Source organism: Candidatus Dormiibacterota bacterium, assembly GCA_035532835.1.
GTDB lineage: Bacteria > Vulcanimicrobiota > Vulcanimicrobiia > Vulcanimicrobiales > Vulcanimicrobiaceae > DAHUXY01.
The window spans coordinates 26,901-49,062 of sequence record DATKQG010000053.1 but is presented as its reverse complement, the minus strand read 5'-3'; the positions used below and the strand labels follow the sequence as shown (position 1 = coordinate 49,062).

Annotated in this window: 20 protein-coding genes; 6 read left to right on the top strand and 14 right to left on the bottom strand. The window is 63.7% G+C overall.

Features of this window, described 5'->3' with window-relative positions:
* Nucleotides 1-16: 16 nt before the first annotated feature.
* Nucleotides 17-442 carry a hypothetical protein gene (locus VMW12_07030; GenBank protein HUZ49478.1) on the bottom strand — a complete coding sequence of 142 codons (426 nt, stop codon included), beginning with the start codon at nt 440-442 and terminating at the stop codon, nt 17-19.
* Between the two features lie 55 nt (nt 443-497).
* Between VMW12_07030 and VMW12_07025 the strand changes: the two genes are divergently transcribed.
* Both VMW12_07025 and VMW12_07020 read left to right on the top strand, forming a co-directional pair.
* The gene (locus tag VMW12_07025; GenBank protein ID HUZ49477.1) at nt 498-1,538 is read left to right on the top strand and encodes a hypothetical protein; all 1,041 of its coding nucleotides are present in this window, start codon (nt 498-500) and stop codon (nt 1,536-1,538) included.
* Nucleotides 1,535-3,043, top strand: coding sequence for a glycosyltransferase family 39 protein (locus VMW12_07020; protein HUZ49476.1), 1,509 nt, complete (start codon nt 1,535-1,537; stop codon nt 3,041-3,043). The genes VMW12_07025 and VMW12_07020 overlap by 4 nt, the downstream gene beginning before the upstream one ends.
* 2 nt (nt 3,044-3,045) lie before the next feature.
* On the opposite strand, the gene VMW12_07015 is transcribed toward VMW12_07020, so the two are convergent.
* From VMW12_07015 to VMW12_07005, 3 genes are read right to left on the bottom strand one after another with little or no spacing between them, the layout of a single operon-like run.
* Nucleotides 3,046-3,786, bottom strand: a complete 741-nt coding sequence (locus VMW12_07015) for an SDR family oxidoreductase (GenBank protein HUZ49475.1) — start codon at nt 3,784-3,786, stop codon at nt 3,046-3,048.
* On the bottom strand, nt 3,776-6,043 hold the full coding sequence (locus VMW12_07010) for a bifunctional salicylyl-CoA 5-hydroxylase/oxidoreductase (GenBank protein HUZ49474.1): 2,268 nt from the start codon (nt 6,041-6,043) through the stop codon (nt 3,776-3,778). The genes VMW12_07015 and VMW12_07010 overlap by 11 nt, the downstream gene beginning before the upstream one ends.
* 28 nt (nt 6,044-6,071) lie before the next feature.
* Nucleotides 6,072-6,731 carry a class I SAM-dependent methyltransferase gene (locus tag VMW12_07005; protein HUZ49473.1) on the bottom strand — a complete coding sequence of 220 codons (660 nt, stop codon included), beginning with the start codon at nt 6,729-6,731 and terminating at the stop codon, nt 6,072-6,074.
* Nucleotides 6,732-6,843: 112 nt separating this feature from the next.
* Here VMW12_07005 and VMW12_07000 point away from each other — a divergent pair, with 112 nt between their 5' ends.
* Together VMW12_07000 and VMW12_06995 are read left to right on the top strand one after the other, a co-directional pair.
* Entirely contained in the window at nt 6,844-7,038 is a 195-nt protein-coding gene (locus VMW12_07000) for a DUF3311 domain-containing protein (protein ID HUZ49472.1), read from the top strand.
* Nucleotides 7,035-8,471 (top strand): sodium:solute symporter family protein, encoded by a 1,437-nt coding sequence (locus tag VMW12_06995; protein HUZ49471.1) that lies wholly within the window; start codon nt 7,035-7,037, stop codon nt 8,469-8,471. Before VMW12_07000 ends, VMW12_06995 begins: the two co-directional genes overlap by 4 nt.
* Nucleotides 8,472-8,659: 188 nt before the next feature.
* Here the strand turns inward: VMW12_06995 and VMW12_06990 are convergent, their stop codons facing one another.
* Together VMW12_06990 and VMW12_06985 are read right to left on the bottom strand one after the other, a co-directional pair.
* On the bottom strand, nt 8,660-8,941 hold the full coding sequence (locus VMW12_06990; protein HUZ49470.1) for a zinc-ribbon domain containing protein: 282 nt from the start codon (nt 8,939-8,941) through the stop codon (nt 8,660-8,662).
* Nucleotides 8,942-8,954: 13 nt separating this feature from the next.
* A complete protein-coding gene (locus VMW12_06985; protein HUZ49469.1) occupies nt 8,955-9,389 on the bottom strand; it encodes an Mpo1-like protein in 435 nt (144 codons plus the stop codon).
* 103 nt (nt 9,390-9,492) lie between these two features.
* Between VMW12_06985 and VMW12_06980 the strand changes: the two genes are divergently transcribed.
* Nucleotides 9,493-10,671: a M20 family metallopeptidase gene (locus tag VMW12_06980; GenBank protein HUZ49468.1), complete on the top strand. Its 1,179-nt coding sequence runs from the start codon at nt 9,493-9,495 to the stop codon at nt 10,669-10,671.
* Nucleotides 10,649-11,260 (top strand): DNA-3-methyladenine glycosylase I, encoded by a 612-nt coding sequence (locus VMW12_06975; GenBank protein HUZ49467.1) that lies wholly within the window; start codon nt 10,649-10,651, stop codon nt 11,258-11,260. Before VMW12_06980 ends, VMW12_06975 begins: the two co-directional genes overlap by 23 nt.
* Here the strand turns inward: VMW12_06975 and VMW12_06970 are convergent.
* The 8 genes from VMW12_06970 to VMW12_06935 form a co-directional block, all read right to left on the bottom strand.
* Entirely contained in the window at nt 11,172-14,576 is a 3,405-nt protein-coding gene (locus VMW12_06970; GenBank protein HUZ49466.1) for a TonB-dependent receptor, read from the bottom strand. The genes VMW12_06975 and VMW12_06970 overlap by 89 nt on opposite strands.
* Before the next feature lie 26 nt (nt 14,577-14,602).
* Nucleotides 14,603-16,006, bottom strand: coding sequence for a HAMP domain-containing sensor histidine kinase (locus VMW12_06965; GenBank protein ID HUZ49465.1), 1,404 nt, complete (start codon nt 16,004-16,006; stop codon nt 14,603-14,605).
* Nucleotides 16,003-16,695 carry a response regulator transcription factor gene (locus VMW12_06960; GenBank protein ID HUZ49464.1) on the bottom strand — a complete coding sequence of 231 codons (693 nt, stop codon included), beginning with the start codon at nt 16,693-16,695 and terminating at the stop codon, nt 16,003-16,005. The genes VMW12_06965 and VMW12_06960 overlap by 4 nt, the downstream gene beginning before the upstream one ends.
* 48 nt (nt 16,696-16,743) lie before the next feature.
* Nucleotides 16,744-17,199, bottom strand: coding sequence for a hypothetical protein (locus tag VMW12_06955; GenBank protein HUZ49463.1), 456 nt, complete (start codon nt 17,197-17,199; stop codon nt 16,744-16,746).
* Nucleotides 17,200-17,323: 124 nt separating this feature from the next.
* Nucleotides 17,324-18,313, bottom strand: coding sequence for an HD-GYP domain-containing protein (locus VMW12_06950; GenBank protein HUZ49462.1), 990 nt, complete (start codon nt 18,311-18,313; stop codon nt 17,324-17,326).
* A 226-nt stretch (nt 18,314-18,539) separates the two neighbouring features.
* The gene (locus VMW12_06945; GenBank protein ID HUZ49461.1) at nt 18,540-21,071 is read right to left on the bottom strand and encodes a LuxR C-terminal-related transcriptional regulator; all 2,532 of its coding nucleotides are present in this window, start codon (nt 21,069-21,071) and stop codon (nt 18,540-18,542) included.
* A 109-nt stretch (nt 21,072-21,180) separates the two neighbouring features.
* Nucleotides 21,181-21,513, bottom strand: coding sequence for an antibiotic biosynthesis monooxygenase (locus tag VMW12_06940; protein HUZ49460.1), 333 nt, complete (start codon nt 21,511-21,513; stop codon nt 21,181-21,183).
* A 39-nt stretch (nt 21,514-21,552) separates the two neighbouring features.
* Complete coding sequence (locus tag VMW12_06935) at nt 21,553-22,161, bottom strand: hypothetical protein (GenBank protein ID HUZ49459.1); 609 nt, start codon at nt 22,159-22,161, stop codon at nt 21,553-21,555.
* Nucleotide 22,162 lies beyond the last annotated feature (1 nt).

Genomic DNA, 22,162 nt, shown 5'->3' with positions numbered 1-22,162 from the left:
GCGTGGCTCATCATTTCTAGCGAATGCGAAATGGGAGATCTTCCTCGTTTTGCGTACCGGAAGCGTTACGAGCGATTACTCGCAAGCGATACGAACGAATGAAGATGGGCGGCGTATCGAAGACGTTGAGCCGAAAGGCGAAGTGTCCAAACGACGTTCGCGGCACGTCGATGGAGAACAGGTTCGAACGCACCTCGAGGCTCGCGACGTTGGTGCCGGTCACAAAGTGCCCGCTCCAGACGCCGCCCCGCGCAACGTCGAGCGACGAGAACCGCATCGCGACGATGCGCGGCGGATCGTTTGCGCGACCGATCGGCGCCGCCGGCGATTCGCGCGACGAGGTTCCGACGCTCACGTTGGCCGGAATACGCACCGGATGCGTGGCGCATCCGGAAACGACGATAGAGCACGCGAGCGATGCGACGAGCCGGCGAAGGGTCATTGTCGCTAGGGTCGGCATTAAAGGCCCCCGATTCCTGCAACTCGTAGGTGTACGCGTGAACCAAAGCACGCCGCGCAATCTTGCGTTCGATTACGCCGTCGGCATCTGCTCGGTGTGGATCGCGTCGGGATTCTTTCTGGATGCATGGGCGCACGGCCACGTTCCCATCGAGAGCTTTTTCACCCCGTACCACGCGGTCTTCTACACCGGGATGCTCGCCATGGGGGCCGTGATCGCAACGTTCGTGCTTCGCCGGCGTGCCCGAGGCATGGGCTGGCGAGCATGCCTGCCGCCGGGCTACCATCTCGCGATCCTCGGCATCCCGATTTTTTTGGTGGCCGGCGTCGGCGATCTTTGTTGGCACTTGCTCCTGGGCATCGAGGAGGGCGTCGACGCGTTGCTCAGCCCGACGCACCAAGCACTCGGGCTCGGCATCTTCTTCGTTTCCATGGGGCCGATCCGTTCGGTTTTGGCAGACCGCAGCCGCGCCGCCGGCTTCGTCTCGCAGGCGCCGTTGCTGCTGGGACTGATCGCGTGGTTGCTGCTCGTCCACTTCGGGACCGCCTATGCTTTCGACCCGGGCGCAGGGCGAACGAACGCGCCGCCCTCGATTGCCGTCTTCACGCCGGATTACCTCACGGCGGTTGCGATCGGGTACTACAAGAGCTCGCTGAGCGTGCTCACGCTGATCTTTCAATCGGCGATCGTGGCCGGATTTGCGCTGTGGTGCGTCTCGCGCCTTCGCGTGCGGCCGGGATTCTTCACGCTGCTATACGTTTTGGGGAACGCCCCGGCGGCTGCCGCTTTCACGAATGACACGCCCTTGCTCCTGGTAACGATCGTGCAATCGCTGGTGGCCGGCATCGTCGCCGACATTCTGGTGGCGCGGTTCGATCCGCAACCCGAGCGCGCACGGTACTACCGCTGGTTTGCGGTTCTCGTACCGCTCGCGTACAGCGGCGCCTATCTGCTGGCGACCCTCGCTACCGACCGCTTGTGGTGGGATTGGAACGTCAGCCTGGGGGCCTGGATTTGGACCGGGGTCGTCGGATTCGCGTTGAGCCTGGTGGGTACCGCGCGCCGCTCCGCATCATGATCGCGCCGATCGTTTGGCTGATAACGCTCGCGCTCCACGCGGCGACGGCGCACCGGTACGGATACTTTCGCGACGAGCTCTATTTTATCGCGTGCGGTCGTCACCTCGCGTGGGGCTACGTCGATCAGCCTCCGCTCGTCGCGCTCGCTGCATGGTTGGCGACGCCGTTCCATCACGATCTTCTCGCGCTGCGCGCGCTGCCGATGCTTGCTGCGGCCACCGCCGCGGGGCTCGCGGTACGGATCGCCGGGGAACTTGGCGCCGGGCGTTACGGGCGCTGGTGCGCCGGTATCGCCGTCGCGTTGCTACCGGCGTATCTGTTGTTGGGAAATACCCTTACGACGACGTCGTTCGAGGCGCTCTCTTGGATGCTGGTCGTATGGTGCACGATACGCATCGTACGCGGCGGCACGGCTCTGTGGTGGCTCGCCCTAGCGGCCAGCGTGGCCTTCGGACTCTACGGAAAGTATTCGATGGCGCTGCTCGTGGCAGCGCTCTTCGTCGGACTCGTGACGACGCGCGAGCGCCGCGTATTGAGAACCGCGTGGCTCGGCATCGCCGTCGTCGTCGCGCTACTGCTGATCGCGCCCAATCTGTGGTGGCAAGCCTCGCACGGTTTCCCGATGATCGAGGTCCTCTTCGGCGACGCAGCCCATCGTCACGCCCTCAATTCCGGCGTCGCACTCGAATACGGCAATCTGTGGCGCAACGCCGTCGCCTTCACCATCGAACAGTTCGTCTATACGAATCCGCTCATCGCCGCGCTTTGGATCGCCGGCCTCATCGCGCCGTTCGTCACGACACGTTTGCGAGACCTGCGATTCGTGAGCGTCGCCTCTATCGCGCTCTATCTGGCGGCGGCCGCGCTCGGAGCTAAAGGCTACTACATCATCGGCATGTATGGGCCGTTGATCGCCGTCGGCGCGGTCGCGCTCGACGCGGCGGCGGTATGGATTCGCGTGGCCCTCTTGGCCGGCATCGCCGCCGTGGGGATTGCGTCGATGCCGCTCTCGATTCCGGTGCTCTCGCTGCCGGCGTTTCTTCGGTATTCGCAGCTACTCGGCCTCACCGGATCGCCGCCAAAACTCGTGCAGCCGGTATACGCGGAAGAGTTCGGTTGGCGCCGTCTCGCGCGCGACGTGGCGCGCATATACAACGGCTTGCCGCCCGCCCAACGCGTCCGTACGGCGGTCTATGCCGATACCTATGCCGATGCCGGCGCCATCGATATGTTCGGGGCGAGCTATGGGCTTCCGCGCGCGATCGGCAGCCAAAACAGTTACTACCTCTGGGGGACGCGCGGTTACGACGGACGCTCCCTGATCGCGGTCGGCGCGACGCGCATCGACCGTTTGCGGCGCTATTATCGCTCCGTCCGTCTGGTCGCAACCTCCGACGAACCGCTGAAATGGGTCGTCGAAGGGCCGGACCCAATCTATCTCTGCACCGATCCGATCGCGCCGCTTCCGGCAATCTGGCCGCATCTGCGCTGGTACGGCGCCTGATGCTACGCCTCCGCGCCGCCCGGAACGATCGCGCTCACGCCGGTGCGCCGCGAGAGTATGAGTCCGAGCGCGGCTTCCGCGACCTCGTCAACCGTCGCGATGCGCCCGCCCGGGTTCATCGAAGCAAGCGTCGAACGCGCGGCGTCTTCGGTCGCGCCGGTGAATTTCGCGATGGTTTCCATCGCCTGCTGCATCATCGCCGTGTCGGTGTAGCCCGGACAGATCGCGTTGGCGGTGATGTCGGTACCGGCGAACTCCGCCGCGATCGCCCTCGTCAAACCGATGACACCGTGTTTGCTCGCGCAATAGGCCGAAATATACGCGGCGCCGCCCAATCCGGCAATCGACGAGACGTTGAGCACGCGTCCCCAGCGCGACGCGGTCATGTCGTCGATCGCGGCGCGCGTGCAGAGAAACGTTCCGGTAAGATTCGTCGCGATGATGCGATCCCAAAGCTGCGTGCTCGTTCGCGACAACGGCGCCGATTCGGAGATGCCGGAGTTGTTGACCAAAATCGCGATCGGTCCGTGCTTCGCGCGTGCCGCATCGAATGCCTGAGCGATCTGCGTTTCGTCCGTCACATCGGCGACGGCGCTGAAGAACGGACCGGTTCCCGGAGAGCGGCTCACGATGCTCACGTTGGCTCCGCGCGCCGCCAGCGCCGCGGCTATTCCGGCACCGATGCCGCGCGCTCCGCCGGTAACGACGGCATGTTTTCCCTGGATCGAAAGATCAGATACCATGCGATGACTGCTCCTGTTCGCGAGCGATCGCGCGCTCGAGTTGTTGTTTTCCGGGAAGATATTGAACCGGCCACGGCGCTTGCGTAAACCCTAACTCCGCAGCGGCGTGGAGCGTCCATGCCGGGTCGGCCAGGTGCGGACGGCCTAGCGCCACCAAATCGGCGCGTCCGGCGGCGAGAATCGCATTGGCTTGGTCGGCGGTGGTGATATTTCCGACAGCGATCGTCGCTATGCCGGCCTCGTTGCGGACCGCATCGGCGTACGGCGTCTGGAACATCCGGCCGTAAACGGGCCGCGCCAGCGTCGACGTCTGGCCGGTGGAAACGTCGATTAGATCCGCACCCGCGGCTTTAAACGCGCGCGCGATCTCAATGGCGTCCTCCGCGGCGATGCCGCCCTCCACCCAATCGGTCGCCGAGATCCGCACCGACATCGGGCGTTCCGCCGGCCAAACCGCTCGCATCGCCGCGAACACTTCGAGCGGGTAGCGCAAACGATTCGCCGGCGACCCGCCGTAGTCGTCGGTGCGCCGATTCAGCAGCGGCGTGATGAAACTCGAGAGCAGATAACCGTGCGCGCAGTGGAGTTCGAGCATGTCGAACCCGGAATCGATCGCCATGCGCGTCGCCCGCACGAAGGCGTCGCGGATTTCGTCCATCTCCTCGCGCCCGAGCGCGCGCGGCACCGCGTTGCGCGGCCCGTAGGGGATCTCGGAGGGACCGACCACCGGCCAGTTGCCCGAGGCGAGCGGCTCGTCCATCCCCTCCCACATGAGCTGGGTGGAACCTTTGGGGCCGGAATGCCCGAGTTGCAAGCAGATCTTGGCACCCGTGTGCTCGTGTACGAATGCGACGATGCGTTTCCAAGCCGTAACGTGCTCGGGCGCATACATGCCGGTGCAGCCCGGCGTGATGCGGCCGGCGGCGCTCACGCAGGTCATTTCGGTAACGACGAGCCCGGCGCCGCCGAGCGCTCGAGCCCCCAAGTGCACGAGGTGGAAGTCGTTCGGTACGCCGTCGACCGCGCTGTACATATCCATGGGCGATACGACAACGCGGTTGCGCAACGATAGATCGCGCAGACGCATGGGGCTGAAGATCGGCGGAATGCCGTTGCTTCCCGCGAACCGGCTCTCCACGCGTTCGACATAGGGTCTATCGCGCAGCCGCAGATTTTCGTGACCGATGCGCTGGCTGCGGGTGAGCAGGGAGTAGGCGAACTGCTCCGCCGGGAGGGTTGCATAGCGTTCGACGTGCTCGAACCATTCGGTCGAGTTGCGGGCCGCATTCTGGAGCTTTAGAACCTCCACGCGGCGCACCGCCTCGTACGCGGCGAACGCGCCCGGAATCGTGTCGTTTTGAACCAGCGCATCCGCGAGCCCGATGGCGTCCTCCAGCGCCAGCTTCGTGCCCGACCCGACCGAAAAATGTGCCGTGTGCGCCGCGTCGCCCATCAGCACCACGTTTCGGTGATACCAGCGCTCGTTGCTCACGCGCACGAACTTCACCCAATCGCGCCCCTGGAGATGACGCGTGTTCGCCATGAGTTTGTGTCCCAGGAGGTATGGCGCAAAGAGGCGCTCGCAAAACGCCACGGTTTCGTCCGTCCCCGCGCGGTCGAGACCGTGAGCTTGCCACGTCTCTTCGCGGCATTCGACGATGAACGTACTCGTACGCTCGTCGAAACGGTAGGCGTGCACGGCGAACCACCCGTGTTCGGTGCGCTCGAACAGAAACGTAAAAGCATCCAAGGGCAGGGTCGTGCCGAGCCATACGAAACGGCACTCCCGCTGCTCGAGATTCGGAACGAACGCATCCGCGAAACGCGAACGTATGCGGCTGTTGACGCCGTCGCACGCCACCAGCACGTCGCTGGCCATAAACGGCTCGATATCTTCGATGTCGCGTTCGAAATGCAGGCCGACACCCACCTCGCGCGCGCGCTCCTGAAGGATCCGCAGCAGCTCCTTGCGAGCGATGCCGCAGAACCCGTGGCCGCCCGAGACGATGCGCTCGCCTTTGAAACGAATCTCGATATCGTCCCAATGCGCGAACGCTTGCGTAATGGCCGCATGCGTCGGCTCGTCCGCCGCGCGCAGCCCTTCCAGCGTCGCATCCGAAAACACCACGCCCCAGCCGAAGGTATCGTCGGCGCGATTGCGTTCGAAGACGTCGACGCTCGATTGCGGGAAGCGCTTCTTGGCAAGCATCGCAAAGTAGAGCCCGGCCGGGCCGCCGCCGACGCACGTCACGCGCATCAGGAGATCCGCTCGGAGGTTCGTTCGTTCATCGTTTGCGCGCTACCAGCAATCCATCGCAGAGTGCCAGCATCGTTACGTCGACGCGCTCGTCGCGGCCCACTTTGGCATTCAACGCGCGCAACGCCACGGTATCGGCGTCTTGGATGTTCGGATCGATCACCGCGCCATCCCACAGAACGTTATCCACGAGGACCACGCCGTTCGGCCGCACCAATCGGAGCGCGCGCTCGTAATATCCATCGACATTCGCTTTATCGGCGTCGATAAAGGCCATATCGAACGGTTCCGCGCCGCTCGCTATCAATCGATCGAGCGTCTCCATTGCCGGGCCTACGCGAAGGTCGATACGGCCGGCAACCCCGGCGCGTTCCCAGTAGGGTCGCCCGATCGCCGGGTGCACTGCGTCGATGTCGCAGGCGACGACGACGCCGTCGGACGGCAACGCGAGCGCAACCGCAAGCGCACTGTATCCGGTGTAAACGCCGATCTCCAAGTAGCGCCGAGCACCGATCAGTCGCGCGAGCAGCGCCATAAACTGCCCCTGCTCCGGACCTATTTGCATGATCGCGCCCGGCAAGACCGCCGTGCGCTCGCGCAGCTCCGCGAGCTCGCTCCCCTCGCGCAGCGTCGACTCGAGCATGTAGGCTTGGATCGCGGCGGGCAGCACGGCACTCTTGGCCGTCATGCGAGCCCCATCGCTCGGTCCATTCCCGAGGCCTCAAAGGTGTTCATAGGCGAGGAGTACGAACTGCCGTTCAACGTTTCTTGCGCTTCGCGACAAAATAGAGAGGCGGCCGATGAGTAGGGTCCGGATCTTACGCATCCTTTTGGTGGTGCTCCCGATCGTAGCGCTGACGATTTGCGTCCCGCTGGTCAATCGGATCGAACCACGCCTCTTCGGGATGCCTTTCATTCTGCTCTGGATTCTCTTCTGGGTCTTCGCGACGCCGGGATTCCTCTGGGGCGTTGGACGTACCGAGGGCCGCTGGTGAACGCATCGCTCTCGCTCGGCATCATCGCCGCGATCGTGATCGCCACGGTCTCGTTCGCCTTTTTCAGCATTCGTCGCGTCAAGATGTCACCCCACGAGTACATCGTCGGAAATCGCAGCTTCGGCGCGCTCTTCCTGTGGGTGCTTCTGGCGGGAGAGATCTACACCAGCTTCACCTTTCTAGGCGCAGCCGGCTGGGCATACGGGCTGGGAGCCCCCGCGTACTACATCTTGGCCTACGGCACGTGCGGCTACATCATCGGGTACTTCCTCCTGCCGGCGATCTGGCGCATCGGTAAAGAGCGCAACTTATTGACCTCCCCGGATTTCTTCGTTGCTCGCTACGGTAGCCGAGCGCTCGGAACCGCGGTAGCGATCGTGCAATTCGTCTTGGTCGTGCCCTACGTCACCCTGCAACTCTCCGGGCTCCAGATACTCTTGAAGATCGCCGGCTACGGCACGATCGATGGCCGCACCGCCGCGGTCATCAGCTTCATCGTGATCACGCTCTTCGTGTTCGCAACCGGGCTGCGCGGCACGGCCTGGGCCAGCATCGTCAAAGACGCGCTGGTCATCGGAGCGCTCATCTTCGTGGGCATCGCGATCCCGATCCAATTCTTCGGCTCGCCCGCGGCGATGTTCGACCAGCTCCTACGCGCGCATCCGCACCATCTACTCTTGGCAGCCGGCGCGGCCGATCACGGCGAGATCTGGTACGTCTCGACGGTGCTGCTCACCGGCATCGGGTTCTTCATGGGCCCGCACTCCATCGCGGCAACCTACAGCGCGCGCGACGACGACACGCTGCGACGCAACGCCGTTTTTCTACCGCTCTATCAACTCGTGCTGCTGCTCGTCTTCTTTGCGGGATTCGCGGCGCTGTTAATCGTCCCGGGCCTCAAGGGGCCCGCCGCCGATCAATCGTTTATGCTCGTCGTTCAACACTTCTACCCGCCGTGGGTGCTCGGCTTCGTCGTCGGCGCGGGAGCGCTCTGCGCGCTCGTCCCCGCTAGCGCGTTACTCCTGAGTGCCGCAAGCTTGATCTCGAAAAACGTTCTCGGCGACGCGCTCGGAATAGCCACCAGCGATCGCAGTCGCCTGCTGACCACGCGCATCCTCGTCGTCCTCGTCGGACTGCTCTCGCTCGGCCTCTGGCTCACCGAGGACAAATCCTTGGTCAGCTTGCTGCTGGTCTACTACAACGGCGTCACCCAGTTCATGCCGGCCTTCGTCTTCGGCTTCTTGTGGAAACGCACGAGCGTGTGGGGCGTCACGGCGGGCATCGCCGGGGGGCTCGCGCTCGCAGCCTACCTCGCGTTCAACAACTTGCAAATCGGCGGAGCGAACCCGGGCTTTCTCGCGCTCGCGCTCAACGTCGTACTGCTAGTCGGCGTCTCGCTCGTGACGCGCCCACCGGTCGAGGCATCAACGTAACGCGAGCTTGGAAGGCCTATGGTGCTTTGGGGAATCTGCGATTTTTGTGCAAAAGGCAGGATGCCGACTTCCTTTTTCCGTTGCACAAAAACGTAGAAGTAGGAGAAGCGCAGGATGCGCTTCGACGAACGGTTCCCCAAAGCACCATAGGCCTTCCAGGCTCGCGTTACGTTGCGGGAGAGGCGGCCCTACCGATACGTCGGTCGCGCGACGAAACAATCGCTGCAGAACGCGGGTCGATCTTTAGCGGATGCCGGCACCTGCGTTGGAGCGCCGCAATTCGCGCATTCGGCCGCAACCATCGGTGGCGCGCTCGGCGCTCCTCGGGCGCCGCTCTGCACGTGCTTCGCGCGCGCTGCTTTGTGCAGGTTCCGACACGCCACGCAACGCGTTGGCACGTTGGCAAAGCCCTTTGCCTCGTAGAAGCGCTGTTCTCCGGCAGTGAACGCGAAGCTCTGACGGCAGTCCACGCACTCGAGCGTTTTATCGGGCAACGGGTTTGCGGCGCATCATCGCATGCGCTCCTTCTTCAAAAATATAGAGCGGGCCGACGAGCAAGTACACGAGGTTCTCCAGAAACTTGGGCTTGGTGCCCTCGAAGCGATGCCCGACGAGTTGAAAGACCCACCCGATGACAAACGCAGCTAGGCTCGCCGGCCATGTAAGATGGAGCCCGACGAAGTACAGTAAGGCGAAGATTCCAAGCGCGAGGAGCGATCCTGGCACGTCCAGGGTGGCATAATAGGCGACCACGGCGATTCCGGCGACGATCGCAAGATCGACCGGTCCAAAACGAACCAGCGCGCCCAGCCCCATGAGGCCAAGCACGATCAGCGGGATTCCGAAGGCATGGCAGATGCGATTGCGCCGGTCCGCGTGATAGGAGCCATACTCGGTAAACAATTCGTTTTTAGTCACGGGCACCCCCAAGCGAGCCGATCGGTACGTGGTTCTGCGCTCCCCTCGAGTTGGGTACCTGCCATGCGGGGGCGACGGCACTCGAATGCAGAAGCGCCCCTGTATGCCTAGCACGATCGTGGTCCCAGAACGCGTCGTCGACGATGTTATCTTGATCCGGCGCGACCTTCACATGCATCCCGAACTCGGCTTCGAAGAACACCGCACGGCGGGGATCGTTGCCGATCGCCTGCGCCTCCTCGGGTACGAGGTGCACGAAGGCATCGGCCGGACCGGAGTGGTGGGAGTTCTGCGCTCGGGCAAACCCGGCAAGACGGTCATGCTTAGGGCCGATATGGATGCGTTGCCGATTCTCGAGGAGACCGAGCACAATTTTCGCTCGCGTCTCGAGGGCTGCATGCATGCATGCGGGCACGACGGCCACGTCGCGATCCTATTGGGCGCGGCGGCACTCATCGCCGATCGCAAGGATGAATTGGCGGGAACACTCTGCTTGGTCTTCCAGCCGGCCGAGGAAGGCCTGGGCGGCGCCAGAGAGATGATCGCCGACGAACTCTTCGAGCGTTTCGGCATCGAACGCGCCTACGGGCTGCACCTCTCCTCCAAATACCCGACCGGCATCCTGGGCTTTCGCGAGGGGCCGATGTATGCGTCGAGCGATTCGATCGAGATCGACGTGATCGGCGTGGGCGGCCACGGGTCGGCACCGCACGACGCGGTCGATCCGATTTACACGGCGGCGGCGTTTATCACGTCGTTGCAGCAAGTGGTTTCCAGGCAGATCGATCCGCTGGAGCCCGCGGTCGTGAGCATCGGCGCCATTCACGGCGGCACCATCCACAACGTCATCCCACGTACGTGCCGCATGCTCGGTACGGTTCGGGCCTTCTCCGACGACGTTCGCAATGCGATGCCGCAACGGATCGAGCGCGTGTTGCGCTCGTGCTGCGATGCATCGGGTGCAACCTACGATTTCGACTATCTCTGGCGCTACCCGGTCACCGCGAACGATGCCGCGCAAACGCAATACGCGCGCGCGTTAGCGGAACGGACGTTCGGCGCGGATCGCACGATCGAGGCAAGCGCGCTGATGGGTGCCGAGGATTTTTCATTCTACGCGCAGCGCGTTCCGGCGACGTTCTACACCTTGGGATGCTCCGGCGGCGCAACGAGCAGCCATCCGCACCACTCAAGCCTGTTCGACATCGACGAAGCTGCGTTGGAGACCGGCGTCGCGATGATGACGTCACTGGCGCTCGATGCCGCGCGTAACGCCCCCTAGCGACGACCCATCGTTCGATACGCCCACGATCCCCTCGGTGATCCGGGCGCCGAGCATGGCCGATTATCTCGGCGTGATCGCTCGAGCGGTCTTTCAGGCCGGCGTGAGTTGGGCGCAGATCGCGAAGCACTGGAACGCCTATCGTTCCGCGTTCGCCGATTTCGACGTCGTCACGGTTGCAGCATACGACGACGACGCGATCGAGCGCGTTCTCGCGACACCGGGCGTGCTGCGCATGCGCCGGAAGGTGGTCGCGACGATTGCGAACGCTCGCGCGCTGCTGAGCGTCGAACGCGAGTACGGATCGTTCGACCGCTATGTCGCAAGCTTCGCCGGCTATATCGAGCTTGCGGCCGACATGAAGCGGCGCTTTTCATTCGTCGGCGACATGAGCGTGTGGTACGTCCTCTTTCGCACCGGTAACGCCGTACCGCCGTTCGAGTCTTGGGTGCAGACGATTCCCGGCGAACACCCGCGCATGCGCGAGATGGTCGAACGGGCTAGGGAGGGGCTGGGCTCGGTGCTCCCGCCGGCCGCGGGGGCCGCGCGGGCCGCACGAGATAGAGTCCCAAAGAAGCCGCGTAGTTGAGTTCCGGCAGGGTCTCTCCACCAAAACCGCGCCCTCGCAACTGATCGGCGGTGCCCGTTGCAACACGGCCGCACACTAACAACGACCCAACGATGCTCGGATCGCCGGGGGCGAGATCGTACCAGGTTCCGCCGCGGTCCGAATGGGCCGCAATCGTCCAACTCGGCGCGGCCGTCCCGTGGGCGAAATACCGCTGCAGTTCCAAGAGCGCTTGCGTCGCCGTGTTGCGCGCGTCCCCGTTACACGTAGCGGAGGCCGTCAGGAGCGCGAACGGATCGGTTGGCGGCTTGTTCGGAAGCTGATAGACGCGGAAGGTCTCTTGGCCGGGCTGCGGCGGATGCACCGCGATGTACATGCCGACCGCCGGCATAAACTGTAGCTGCGGTACGAAGAACGGGATCGCATTTGCGGGCGCGTACAAACCATGCGACTGCACGTCCTGCGCGCGCGCGAGATGGAGCGCCATACAGCCCGCAAAGGCTCGCATTCCACCGGGGCCACGCCCGGCGGACCCCGGCGCAATCTTCGGCGTGATCGTCAACGCGTAGGTCGTCCCGAGCCCGTGATACGTCAGCGTCAAGTCGGCGAACGCCGGAACCGCAAAGGTTGCCGGATACCCCCGCGCCGTCTTCGCGGCCTCGATACTCGCAACCACGGCGCGCAATTCTTGCGAAGCATGTTGCGCGGCTTTAGCGCCATCCGCGGTACAGAGTGGAGAGGCCACCGTGCTCACCGCAAACGGATCGCTCGGCGGAGAGCTCGGAAGCGGCGTAAAGAGCCGCCGGAACCCGCCGCGGGGTCCCGGGCCGCCGGGCCCCGAGCCACCGGGCCCGCCGAAGCCTCCACGCTCGCGCGGTTGGAAGGCCGCTCCGGTCTGCGTCGAGCCGCGGGCGCCCGGTCCAAACTTGACCGCATAGGTGAACGTGTAGGAACGCGGCGTCAGCGGCCGCGCGGTCGTCGCGATGGCTTCGCCGCCGAGCGTCACGTAGGGAACCGCATTCTGCGGGCTTGCAAAAATGCCGCTGTAGACGTTGCCGATATTGTTGGCCACGACCGTTAGCGTTCCGTACCGCAATTGCGCGCTGACGCCCGCGTCGAACGTGGTGTAGGCCGGCAGATTGTTGGGGTTATTTTTGCCCGTGTATTGCGCGTCGGCGAGCCACTCCAAGATCGATCCCGGCGCTTTGTAGTCGAGCACGAGGCCGGCGCGTTGCATTGGAACGTTCGGCAGTTGCGCTCCGGAAATCGTAATCGAGTACGGATTGTCGATGCGTGGGTCGTTCGATATCGCCTTGGCCACCGTTACGTTGTAGAACGGTTGCGCGACCAAATGTCCCAACGTGACGTAACCGTTGATGGCCGCTCCTTCATAGACGCGTTCCACGCCGCCGATCGGCGTGCTGAAGTAGAGCTGCGATGCCGCCAGCGGCACGGTTGCGTTACAGCCGGCCGGCGAGTCGTAGAGTTGCTGCGCTGCGGCGAGATACGCGGGAGAGATCACCCCCAACGCCTCCAGCGCGGAGCCGTTCACTTGGGTCGGCAGCACCACATTGCGCTGTATCTGACGATAGAGCGAGAACGACAGCGAGCCCGCATGCAAAGCCCGCGTATACGAAAGGCGCGTCGATACCGACGAGCTTGCGCCGGGCTGATCGCCGGGAGCGTTTCCGTATGCCACGTTTCCATTGCAATCGAAGCGCAACGAGGCTGGGTCGCTCAGAATGGTGGCGCGCCCGCCCGAGGCCGCCACGCCTCCGACCGCATAGGACGCCGCTAGCGTGTCCTTGCCGCTCGGGCGCCAAACGGCCCCGAGGCTCGAGAGCACTCCCGACGACCCGCCGGCGGAATTGAAGCCGACCGAATCCGAAAGCGAGAGCTTATCGCTTGAGTGTATGCTATCGCTCATTTGCACGGCGGAGAAATTGCTGCGTTGCGAGCCGTTGTAGTACGCCGCGGCCTGTGGAACGAGCGGCGTGGTTTGATTCGTGCTCGACGTGCCGTAAGCTTGGATCGAGATCGTGTGACGCGCCTTTGCCGGAAGCGTAGCGTTGAGCGCGTACCCCGTCGATCTCGCGTCGATGGAGAATCCCGTCGGCGACGCAACGCCGTTGACGTATCGCGCAAGCAGATCGCGATCGGTCTTGAAGTCGTTCGAAAAGAGCGAGGCCGAGACGCTCGTCGCGCCGATCAGCGCATCGTCGTTCACCGAGTAGAGCTGGGTGCTCGCGCCGGCGGTATTACCGGGCCCGTATCCGCACGGCAGCGACCCGGAGACGCGCAAGCAGACTAGATCGGTCGCACGGGTCGAATTCAAGAACGTCCCCGTAATGGTTTGCGCCTCACCCGCCTGATAGCGTAGCCGGACCAGGTTGCCCGCGATGGTGCTATCGCCGTTATGAACGTAGTCCAAACCGCTGGCATCCTGATAGAGCTGGCCGTCCACCAGACCGGTATTCAGCCGGCTCACGCTCTGCAGCGCGATCCCCAAATTTCCGAGCGAGCCGCTCTCCGCAACGGAATAGTTGTACCGTCCATTACTGCCGGTCGAAAGCGAGCCTTGCGAGAGCCAGCTCAGCGTCGGCTGCAACGTCGAAAAATTCACGCCGCCCGCAAGGCCGCCGAGTTGCGGGCCGCTCCGCACCGACGCCGCGCCGAAGAGGTCGGTTGCGAAGGCGCCCAGATTGCCCGCGCTTCCGGGGGCGTTGAGCGGGATGCCGTCGAGCGTGAGTTGCGTTTGGCTGGGGTCTTGCCCCTCCAGCGATATCGTCTGCGTCGCATCGCTGTCGTCGCTCGACGTACTCACGCTCACGCCGGAGAGTTTATTGAGCGCGTCGGCGAGATCGCTCGAGAGCTTGCGCTGCGCGGAATCGCCGGTGATTGCATCGGTTGAGACCGAAGCGCTCGAGCGAGCGGTCACCGTCCCGATCACGTGTAGCTGCGTCTGCCCGGCCAGCAGTACCGTGACCATCACCGAGCGGCCGTTGACCACCTCGAAGTTCTCGGAGGTGACCGGTTGATATCCGCTTTTGAAGATGCGCGCGCGGTAGATGCCGTCCGGCACCTCCGTGAACCGGACTTGGCCGTTCTTGCCGGTGACTTCGCTGGTAATGACCGGGCCGTCGAGCAACACGCGAGCCAGCTCGAGGGGCTGCTTCGTTGCGCCGTCGTCCACGACGATGCGAATCTGGCCCGAGTCGCTCTGGGCAGAGGCCGGAGCGCAGAGGGAGCACGCGAGCAGTATGAGTGCAAGAACGGCGGCAGTCATGCGGTCGATCATCGTCGCACCGATTGTGCCGTGCCGGCCTGAGCCCAGCATGAGGAATTACCGAGCGGCTCGCGTCCTCACAGAAGGATCTTCACCGTCGTGCCCTGTCCCGGCGCGCTGTCGAGGCTGATGCTTCCGCCGGCCCGCTCTACGGCCCGCTTCGCGATGGCCAAGCCCAGCCCGCTACCGGCGATTTCGCCGCGTTGATCGCCGCGATAAAAGCGTTCGAAGGCGTGTAGTCGCTCGGACTCCGCCATGCCCGGGCCTTCATCCCGAATCGTTAACTCGACGTGACCGTCTGCGCCGACGGCGCGCAGGTGCACCGGCGCTTCCGGAGCGTATTTGAGCGCGTTTTCAACGACGTTCCAGAGCGCCTCCCCGATTTCTCCGCGGTCGCCCTCCAGCGTGCTAACGCCTTCCACGCTGTAGTCGACCTGTCGCGCTTCGTCCAGACGTCGAGCGGCTTCGCATTGGCTGCGCAGCAGCTCCGCGATATCGATCGTTTCCTTACCCGGCGGTGTCTCCGAATCGAGGCGGGCCAGGCGCATCAACCGGTCGATCAAGCCGCGCATGTGTTCTTTTTCGAGGCCCATCGTGCCGAGAATTTGGCGCGCGATGGTGGGTTCTTCGATCGCACCGCGGCGCAAGACGTCGATGTAGCCACCGATCACGGTGAGGGGCGTTCGTAACTCGTGGCCGGCGTCGGCGACGAACTGTCGCATGCGCGCCTCGGTCTGCCGGCGGTCGTCCATTGCGCTCGCAACGCTGGCGGCAGCATCGTTGTATGCGGCGGTCAACGTTCCGATTTCATCGCCACCGACGCTCACGAAACGCCGCTGCGTAAAGTCTCCATCGGCTAGGGCCTGCAGCGAATCGGTGACGTCGTTGATCGGCCGCAATGCCTGAGCCGCGAAGACGCGCCCCACGAACCAGGAGAGGAGGATAGCCACGATCGCGATCGTGAGAACCACGCGCCAATATGGCACGAGCGAGACGAGCAGTAAGAGCAGCGAAGGCGAAAACGCAACGTAACCACCGTCGACCGCGGTAAGTGCGAACGGCTCGGGACGCGACGGCATGCCCGGACGCGCGAGTTCCAACGGCTGCCCGACATTCTCCGGATCCGGAGGCGGAATGCCGAACTGTAATTGCCCGGATATCACGCGATCGAGAATCTTCGGGCGCAGCGTCTGATCGCCGGCGAGGTAGTGCCCCTGGTCGTCGTACACCGTCACGCGCAAGCCGATCCCGCTGAGCGCGTGCACGATTTCGGGAGCGGCTTGCGCCAGCGTCATCCCTTGCTCGTGATACTGCTCGGTGATCAGTCGCGCTTCCTCGTGTTTAGCGATGACGACGTCGCCCGTGAATCCGGTGAGCTCGACGACCAACGCAATCGAGGATGCGACGATCACGATCACCACCGTGATCCCAAGCAACGTCGCATAGAGCGCCGAGAGGCGCGCCGCCAGCGACGACTTCATGCGGATTGCGACAAGCCGTATCCGACCCCGCGGACCGTCCGAATAAACGAGCCGGGTTCTCCAGGCCGATCGATCTTGGCGCGAAGATACGAGATGTACGTTTCGACGATGTTCGGACCGCCCTCGAAATCGTGTCCCCAAACTAATTCCAGCAAATGATCCTTGCTAAAGACGCGTCGCGGTTCGCGCATGAACACCGTTAACAGATCGAATTCGCGCTGCGTAAAATCCAATGCGTCGCGGCCGCGCCACGCTTCGCGCGTGTCGCAGTTAATCGAGATGTCTCGCCAGCGAAGAATGCTCTCCTCAATCAATTGCGGCCGGCGCAGCTTCGCTTGCAATCGTGCGATCAGTTCTTCGAAGACGAACGGCTTGACGAGGTAATCGTCGGCGCCCGAACTCAAACTAACGACCTTGTCCTCGGTTCCGCCCTTTGCCGTGAGCATGAGAATCGGCGCTTGCGTCAGTTCGCGCAGCATCGGAATAAGCGTGAGGCCGTCGATCTTGGGCATCATGATGTCCAGAACGATCAATTCCGGGTCAAATCGTCGGACCAGCTCAAGCGCCGCCTGTCCGTCGGCGGCGGTTCGCACTTCGTAACCTTCGCGTGAGAGGCCTAGCTCGAGCATTTCGCGGACCATGCGGTCGTCATCGATAACCGCGATTCGGGCGTTCGTCATAGTGATCATGTACGGCTGATCGTGCCCTTTGCCCCTTGGAGATGCCTGAATTCCGGCCTAAGCGGCCCGAACTACTTGCGGCCACCGGGTGTAAGAGGCGCCGGAAATCAGCGCCGCCTGGGCAATCGCCTCCAGCGGATGCGCCACGACTTCGACTCCGCAGCGAGCGAGCGCGGCCACCAGCTCCTCGTCGGGCAGCCATCGGGCGAAGATGTGGACGTCGCTGGATCCCGTGGCTTTGGCCAGGAGGGCCAGGACGTCGAGGAGCGAGCACTCGCCATAGTTCAGCAGCGGGAGCGTCACCTCGGATTCGAACCGGCGGGCGCTCCATCCCGCGGCCACGATGAGCACCTGCGAGAGCTCCTCACTCGAAGACGCTTCGAAATCGACGATGGCGGCCTTGACGCCCGCGGCAATGCCCGGATCGGTTTGCGCGTGGAGCGCGGCCGCCGCGATGCCGGACCTGGGTTCGGTGCGGAGCAGCGCTCCCGCCCCGATGACATATCCATTCATGAAACCAGCGTAGGACGGCCGGATGCCAACTGTGTGGCACGATAAAATTAGAGGGGCGCCGCAATTTCGGCGCCCCTTGCCCACCACCCGATACGAGGGCCTTCCCTCCGCATAAGGACGTTTGCTATGCGGAGGAAATCTGCGAGTCCGTATGCGGCACGACGGCCGCACGGCGATTGAACATTGCAAGCATCGCATCGACAACTTCGGGGTCCCATTGCGAGCCGCGTCCTTCGGAGAGCACCTGTAGTGCTTGCCGAGGCGAGATCGGCTGGCGATACGGGCGCTCGCTGATCATCGCGTGAAATGCATCGGCAACCGCGACCACCCGGGATTCGAGCGGAATGCTCATACCCGAGAGACCGTCGGGGTATCCAGCCCCGTCGTATCGCTCGTGATGCGCGCGAACCACCACGGAGCAGCGTTGCAGCGAGGGGATTTGGCTCAGGATCCGCTGGCCCGCAGCGGAATGCTCGCGCATGATCTCCCACTCTTCGCTCGTGAGCGGCCCGGTTTTACAGAGGATTTCGTCGGGCGTCGCAACCTTTCCGATGTCGTGCAAGAGCCCGCAGAGCGCGATGAAATCCACCGACTCCTTCGCAAGGCCCATCGCCGTCGAGAGCCGTTTCGCCCACTCGGCGGTCGCCTTGGAGTGGCAACACGTCACGTAGTCGCGTTCGGCCAACATCGCGAGCAGCGCCGCCATGGCCTGCGCTTCGGCTGGCGATGCGGCCTCTTCGTCCTCGCCGGATCCTAGGGTCGCGCGTTCGACTTCCTGAGCCAGGACATCGAGGAACGCCAAGAAGCGCCGGCGATCGACGTCGGTTTGCGAACCCGCCTCGACGAGCACGAAGGTGGCCGCCGAAAGCATCTCCATGACCGTTCCGCGTCCGAGCCGCTCCGTCTCACGCTCGGCCCACCCAAGAAGCCCGACAGGCTTGGCCAGCGTCAGCGAAAGGCAGAGGCGGTCGAGCAGCGTCTCCACCGAGACCTCGATCGAGGGCTCCGAGTAGACGGCTTTGGGCGTGAGATGCGCCGTAGCGCGCTCCGCCAGGGCGGGGACCTCGCGTCCCAAGGCAGCGCCTAAGGCGGCCAACGTACGAATTACAGGCACGAGAAAATCCGCCTAACCGACCGGAGTGATGGGAGAATCCAAGGGGATGATATGGATGAGGTGGTGAGTGATCGACACCACGAGGCTGAAATCAGCCAGGCAGGCGTGGAGTATAGAAAGCATCACAGTCATCCTTAGCAAGCGCGTTGGAACCTTCGTTCACGATAGCGTCTCGAGGATGGGCTGTCTCTAATGAACTTTCAGTAGAATCGTTTTGGAGCCGGGTTTACAGAAAGCCCATCCGGCGCGCGACGGCGATCGCCTCGACCCGCCCGTGGCAGCCGAGTTTGTCGATGACGTTCTGGATGTGGGTCTGGACGGTGAATACGCTCCGTCCCATCTCCGAAGCGATGTCCTTGGGCGTGAGCCCCTGCGCGAGATCGCGCAGAATCCGCGCCTCGGACGGGGTGAGGCGCACGTCTGCGGTACCGCTAGAATGGCGAGCCTCGACGGCTGCCGCAGCCATGACGATAAAGCGCGCGTAGCCGCCCAAGCCAAAGTCTCGAATCGCTTCGAGCTGGCCTTCGAATCCGGGCGCGCTGTATTGCGGGCTGCGCGAGATGCGCAGCACTTCTTCCACGCACGAGCGCATTTGAGCCATCGCGGCATGCGACGAAACTGCGGGGCGTTTGAGAATTTTGACGGCGGCGGTGTGGCGCTCGCTCACCACTTCGACCAGCGCGCAGAAGAGTACCGCCGCCTCGAAGTAGAGCGCTCCGACGCCGTCGGGACGCACGTCGCCCTCATCGACCATCGCGAGCACTTGCGCCGCGGCGGTTCGCGCGTCGACTCGCAAGTCGTCCAGCGCCAAGCACAGCGCATAAATCGATTGCGTCACCGCGCGATCGAATGGATGTGGTTGGCGCTGAACGACGCTGCCGAACAATCGTCGCGCCTCGCTCAGACGCCCCGCCCACGCCGCGCGGTGGCCTTGGCTCGCGGCCAAAAATACTCCTTGCGTACGATCGCCCGAGGGCAACTGCCCGAGTTCCCGTTCGATCGCGCTGACTCGATCTGCATTCCCCCGTTTGGTTTCGATGGTGAGCAGTTGAAGTAGCGACGTCTGCAAATCGAAATGATCGCCCGCTTTCGATGCGGCAAAGGCGGCGCGCTGTGCGAACAGCTCCGAGGCGGGAATGTCGTTCTCCGACATCAGTGCGAGGTTGGAGAGCGCGCTGTTCGAACGCGCGAGGAGGCTCCAAAGCGCGTTCTCGCTTGCGACTTCGGCCGAACGCGTGAACAGCGCTTTGGCGGCATCCGGCTGGTTCAATTCGAACCGCGCAAGGCCGATGCGCTGGAGCAGCTTCGCCAACAGCTCTCCGCTTTCGATCCGCGCCAGGGACGTCTCCACCTCGTCCATGTGCCGCTGCGCCTGGTGCAGCGCCCCCTTTCGCACGCAGTCGACGGCCAACAGCGCGTGCGCTTCCAATTGCGCGGAGCGCGGGGCTTGCGGATCGGCGATGATGGCGTCCAGCAGCGATCCGATATCTTGCTGGCGATTGATATAGAGAATCGACAACCGCAGGCGTAGCAGGGCTTCGATGTTCGGATCGCCGATCGACTCGATCGCGCGAATAACGCGGCGTTCGCCGTCTTCGTAACGGCCGGCGTTGACGTCGACCAAGCCGCGTAGCGCAAGCGCGAGCGGAGAGATCGCCGTCCGTTCGACGACGTCCAGCGCGGCGCCGACGACATCCGCGTGTCCCTTCGCGAGCAGATCGAATCCGTGCTCTTGCAAGAGGGCTTCGATTTCGTCCTTCGCCCCGGCATCGGCGAACAGCCTCAATGCCGAAGGCAATCGCGACATCGTTTGAAGGACGACGCCCAGTCGCCGCCGCTCTGCAGAAACGGCGTCGGCGCCGCGTAATGCGAACTGGTGCGTGACGAACTCTCTAAAGAGATCGTGACAGGTGTAACGGCCGTTACCTTCGTCGTAGATAAACGCGACGCGTTGCAAGAGGCTCTCGATCAGCGAGAGAGCCGTATCGAAGCCCGCCGCAACCAAAACGTCGAGATCGATGTGATCGAGCAGCGCCGCGCTCTCGAGCAGCGCGCGCGTCAGCTCTCCTAACCCGCGGTAGACCTGCTCGGCGAGATACCGATAGGTCATCTCTCGCGTCGACGCCGCGACGCTGCGCAGATCGACCGAACGCGTAGAACTCCGCAACGCAAAACTCATCGCCGTGGCCCATCCGCCGGTCAACGAAAGCAATTCGTGAAGCTCCTCGTCGCGAACGCTCAGCCGAAACGAACGAGCTGCTTCCCGAGCTTCTTCGACGGAAAAACGCAGGTCGTGCTCGTCGACGGCGAGATCGCTCTCACCGTAGGCCAGCCACGTACCGATCGGCAAACCCAGGGTCGAGCGCGACGCTACGATCCACTGCACGCGGCCTTTGGTCCGCTCGATGAGCGCGGCAAGGCAGCGCGTCACCTCGCGTTCTTCCTGCGCGAAATGGAGATCGTCGATCGCAATGACGCCGCGAAAGGATTGGAGATGCGAGTCCATCCAGAGCGCCAGATCGGCGCCCGGAGATGCCGTCGCCGCATTGCGCTCGTAGGCCCCGGCGAGCGTCGTGCGTGCCTGCGGAGCGAGCTCGCTCAGCGCGTCCGCGAATCCGCGTAAAAACCCGAGCAGCCCCGCGTTTTCGGCCCGGACGTCGTATCGAACGTGCGGCTCACTGGTCGATTCGAGATACTGCCGAAGCGCGACGCTCTTGCCGTAGCCCGCGGGCGCGACAAGCAAGACCACCCGCTGCATAGCAGCGGAGCCCATTCGTTCGAGTACGCGTGGTCGGAGGATCGGGACGAAGGCACCACCGGTTTCGATCGTTCCGTCCTGCCGCACCGGTCTTATCATGCAGGTCCTGCTACGCCATGGTATCGAGGGGTGCTCGATACTCGTCGGCACCCTCATAGTACCCCAGAAGTAGTTCCTCTAGGTAGAGGAGGTGCAACTCGCGATCGAGGCGGCCGTATTCCTGCGCGCGCTCGCTCCGGAAACGATCGTACGCCTCCTTACTCTGCCACACGTCGATCGTCACGAAGACGTTCGGTTCGACCTTGTGGGCGAATAGGCGCGTACGAACGAAGCCCGGCGCTTCGCCGAAGAGGCGAGCCCATGGGCCTTTTGGCCCATAGGCTTGTTGAAAAGCGGTTTGTTGAGCCGGATGGACGTGGTATCGGTACAAGACTTCAATCATGAGCGTTCAGGATCGCAAGCCTCAGAACGCGGCTCGGGATCATAACGGCGAGTTGGCGGAGAGGCGCAGATGGCCCTTGCCGATGAGCTCCGCGAGGAATGCGGCCAGCAGATCGCCTTCGAGCCGTAAATGCGCCGCCAGCCATGCGTGCTGAGCCGGGCACGTCAATTCGCCGAGCTCGATCACGAAGCTCCCATTGCTTGCCGAGACCTGGGGATAGGCGTAGTAATGCCGCAGCCCCCGCGTAAAATTATCGGGCATGAACCCAAACGGCCAATAACGCTCGTAGAGGGCGCGCCAGCGGGCGGCACCCAAGGCGTCGCTCGCCCGTGGGTAGCCGACAGATGCCGCACTCGTGCAGGCCTTCGCCGCACCGTCGAAGTGGATGAACACTGCAGCGTGGACGAGGTAACGCCCGGTGAAATCCGCGGGCCGGCGGATGACGCCGATGCCTCGGGCTCGAAGATCGCGCGCCACTTCGTCGGCGACGATCGGCGTCCAGGCGCGCTCTCCGGCCGCGCCCAGATTGCATGGATGCTGCGGGAACTGACGACAGCTCGCCGGGCGCCCCTCATGGCCGGCGCTCACCAAAACGTCCGCGCGGTAGAGTTGCATGGCCAACGCCATCGTACCGACAACGGCGATCATC

Bases quoted from the DNA above. Each gene is read 5' to 3' on its own strand.
- VMW12_06940 (HUZ49460.1), bottom strand. From the start codon at position 21,513: ATGATTGAAGTCTTGTACCGATACCACGTCCATCCGGCTCAACAAACC.
- VMW12_06980 (HUZ49468.1), top strand. From the start codon at position 9,493: ATGCCTAGCACGATCGTGGTCCCAGAACGCGTCGTCGACGATGTTATC.
- VMW12_07020 (HUZ49476.1), top strand. From the start codon at position 1,535: ATGATCGCGCCGATCGTTTGGCTGATAACGCTCGCGCTCCACGCGGCG.
- VMW12_06935 (HUZ49459.1), bottom strand. From the start codon at position 22,161: ATGATCGCCGTTGTCGGTACGATGGCGTTGGCCATGCAACTCTACCGC.
- VMW12_07030 (HUZ49478.1), bottom strand. From the start codon at position 442: ATGACCCTTCGCCGGCTCGTCGCATCGCTCGCGTGCTCTATCGTCGTT.
- VMW12_06955 (HUZ49463.1), bottom strand. From the start codon at position 17,199: ATGAATGGATATGTCATCGGGGCGGGAGCGCTGCTCCGCACCGAACCC.
- VMW12_07005 (HUZ49473.1), bottom strand. From the start codon at position 6,731: ATGACGGCCAAGAGTGCCGTGCTGCCCGCCGCGATCCAAGCCTACATG.
- VMW12_07010 (HUZ49474.1), bottom strand. From the start codon at position 6,043: ATGCGCGTGACGTGCGTCGGCGGCGGCCCGGCCGGGCTCTACTTTGCG.
- VMW12_06965 (HUZ49465.1), bottom strand. From the start codon at position 16,006: ATGAAGTCGTCGCTGGCGGCGCGCCTCTCGGCGCTCTATGCGACGTTG.
- VMW12_06945 (HUZ49461.1), bottom strand. From the start codon at position 21,071: ATGCAGCGGGTGGTCTTGCTTGTCGCGCCCGCGGGCTACGGCAAGAGC.
- VMW12_07015 (HUZ49475.1), bottom strand. From the start codon at position 3,786: ATGGTATCTGATCTTTCGATCCAGGGAAAACATGCCGTCGTTACCGGC.
- VMW12_06975 (HUZ49467.1), top strand. From the start codon at position 10,649: ATGCCGCGCGTAACGCCCCCTAGCGACGACCCATCGTTCGATACGCCC.
- VMW12_06970 (HUZ49466.1), bottom strand. From the start codon at position 14,576: ATGCTGGGCTCAGGCCGGCACGGCACAATCGGTGCGACGATGATCGAC.
- VMW12_06960 (HUZ49464.1), bottom strand. From the start codon at position 16,695: ATGATCACTATGACGAACGCCCGAATCGCGGTTATCGATGACGACCGC.
- VMW12_07000 (HUZ49472.1), top strand. From the start codon at position 6,844: ATGAGTAGGGTCCGGATCTTACGCATCCTTTTGGTGGTGCTCCCGATC.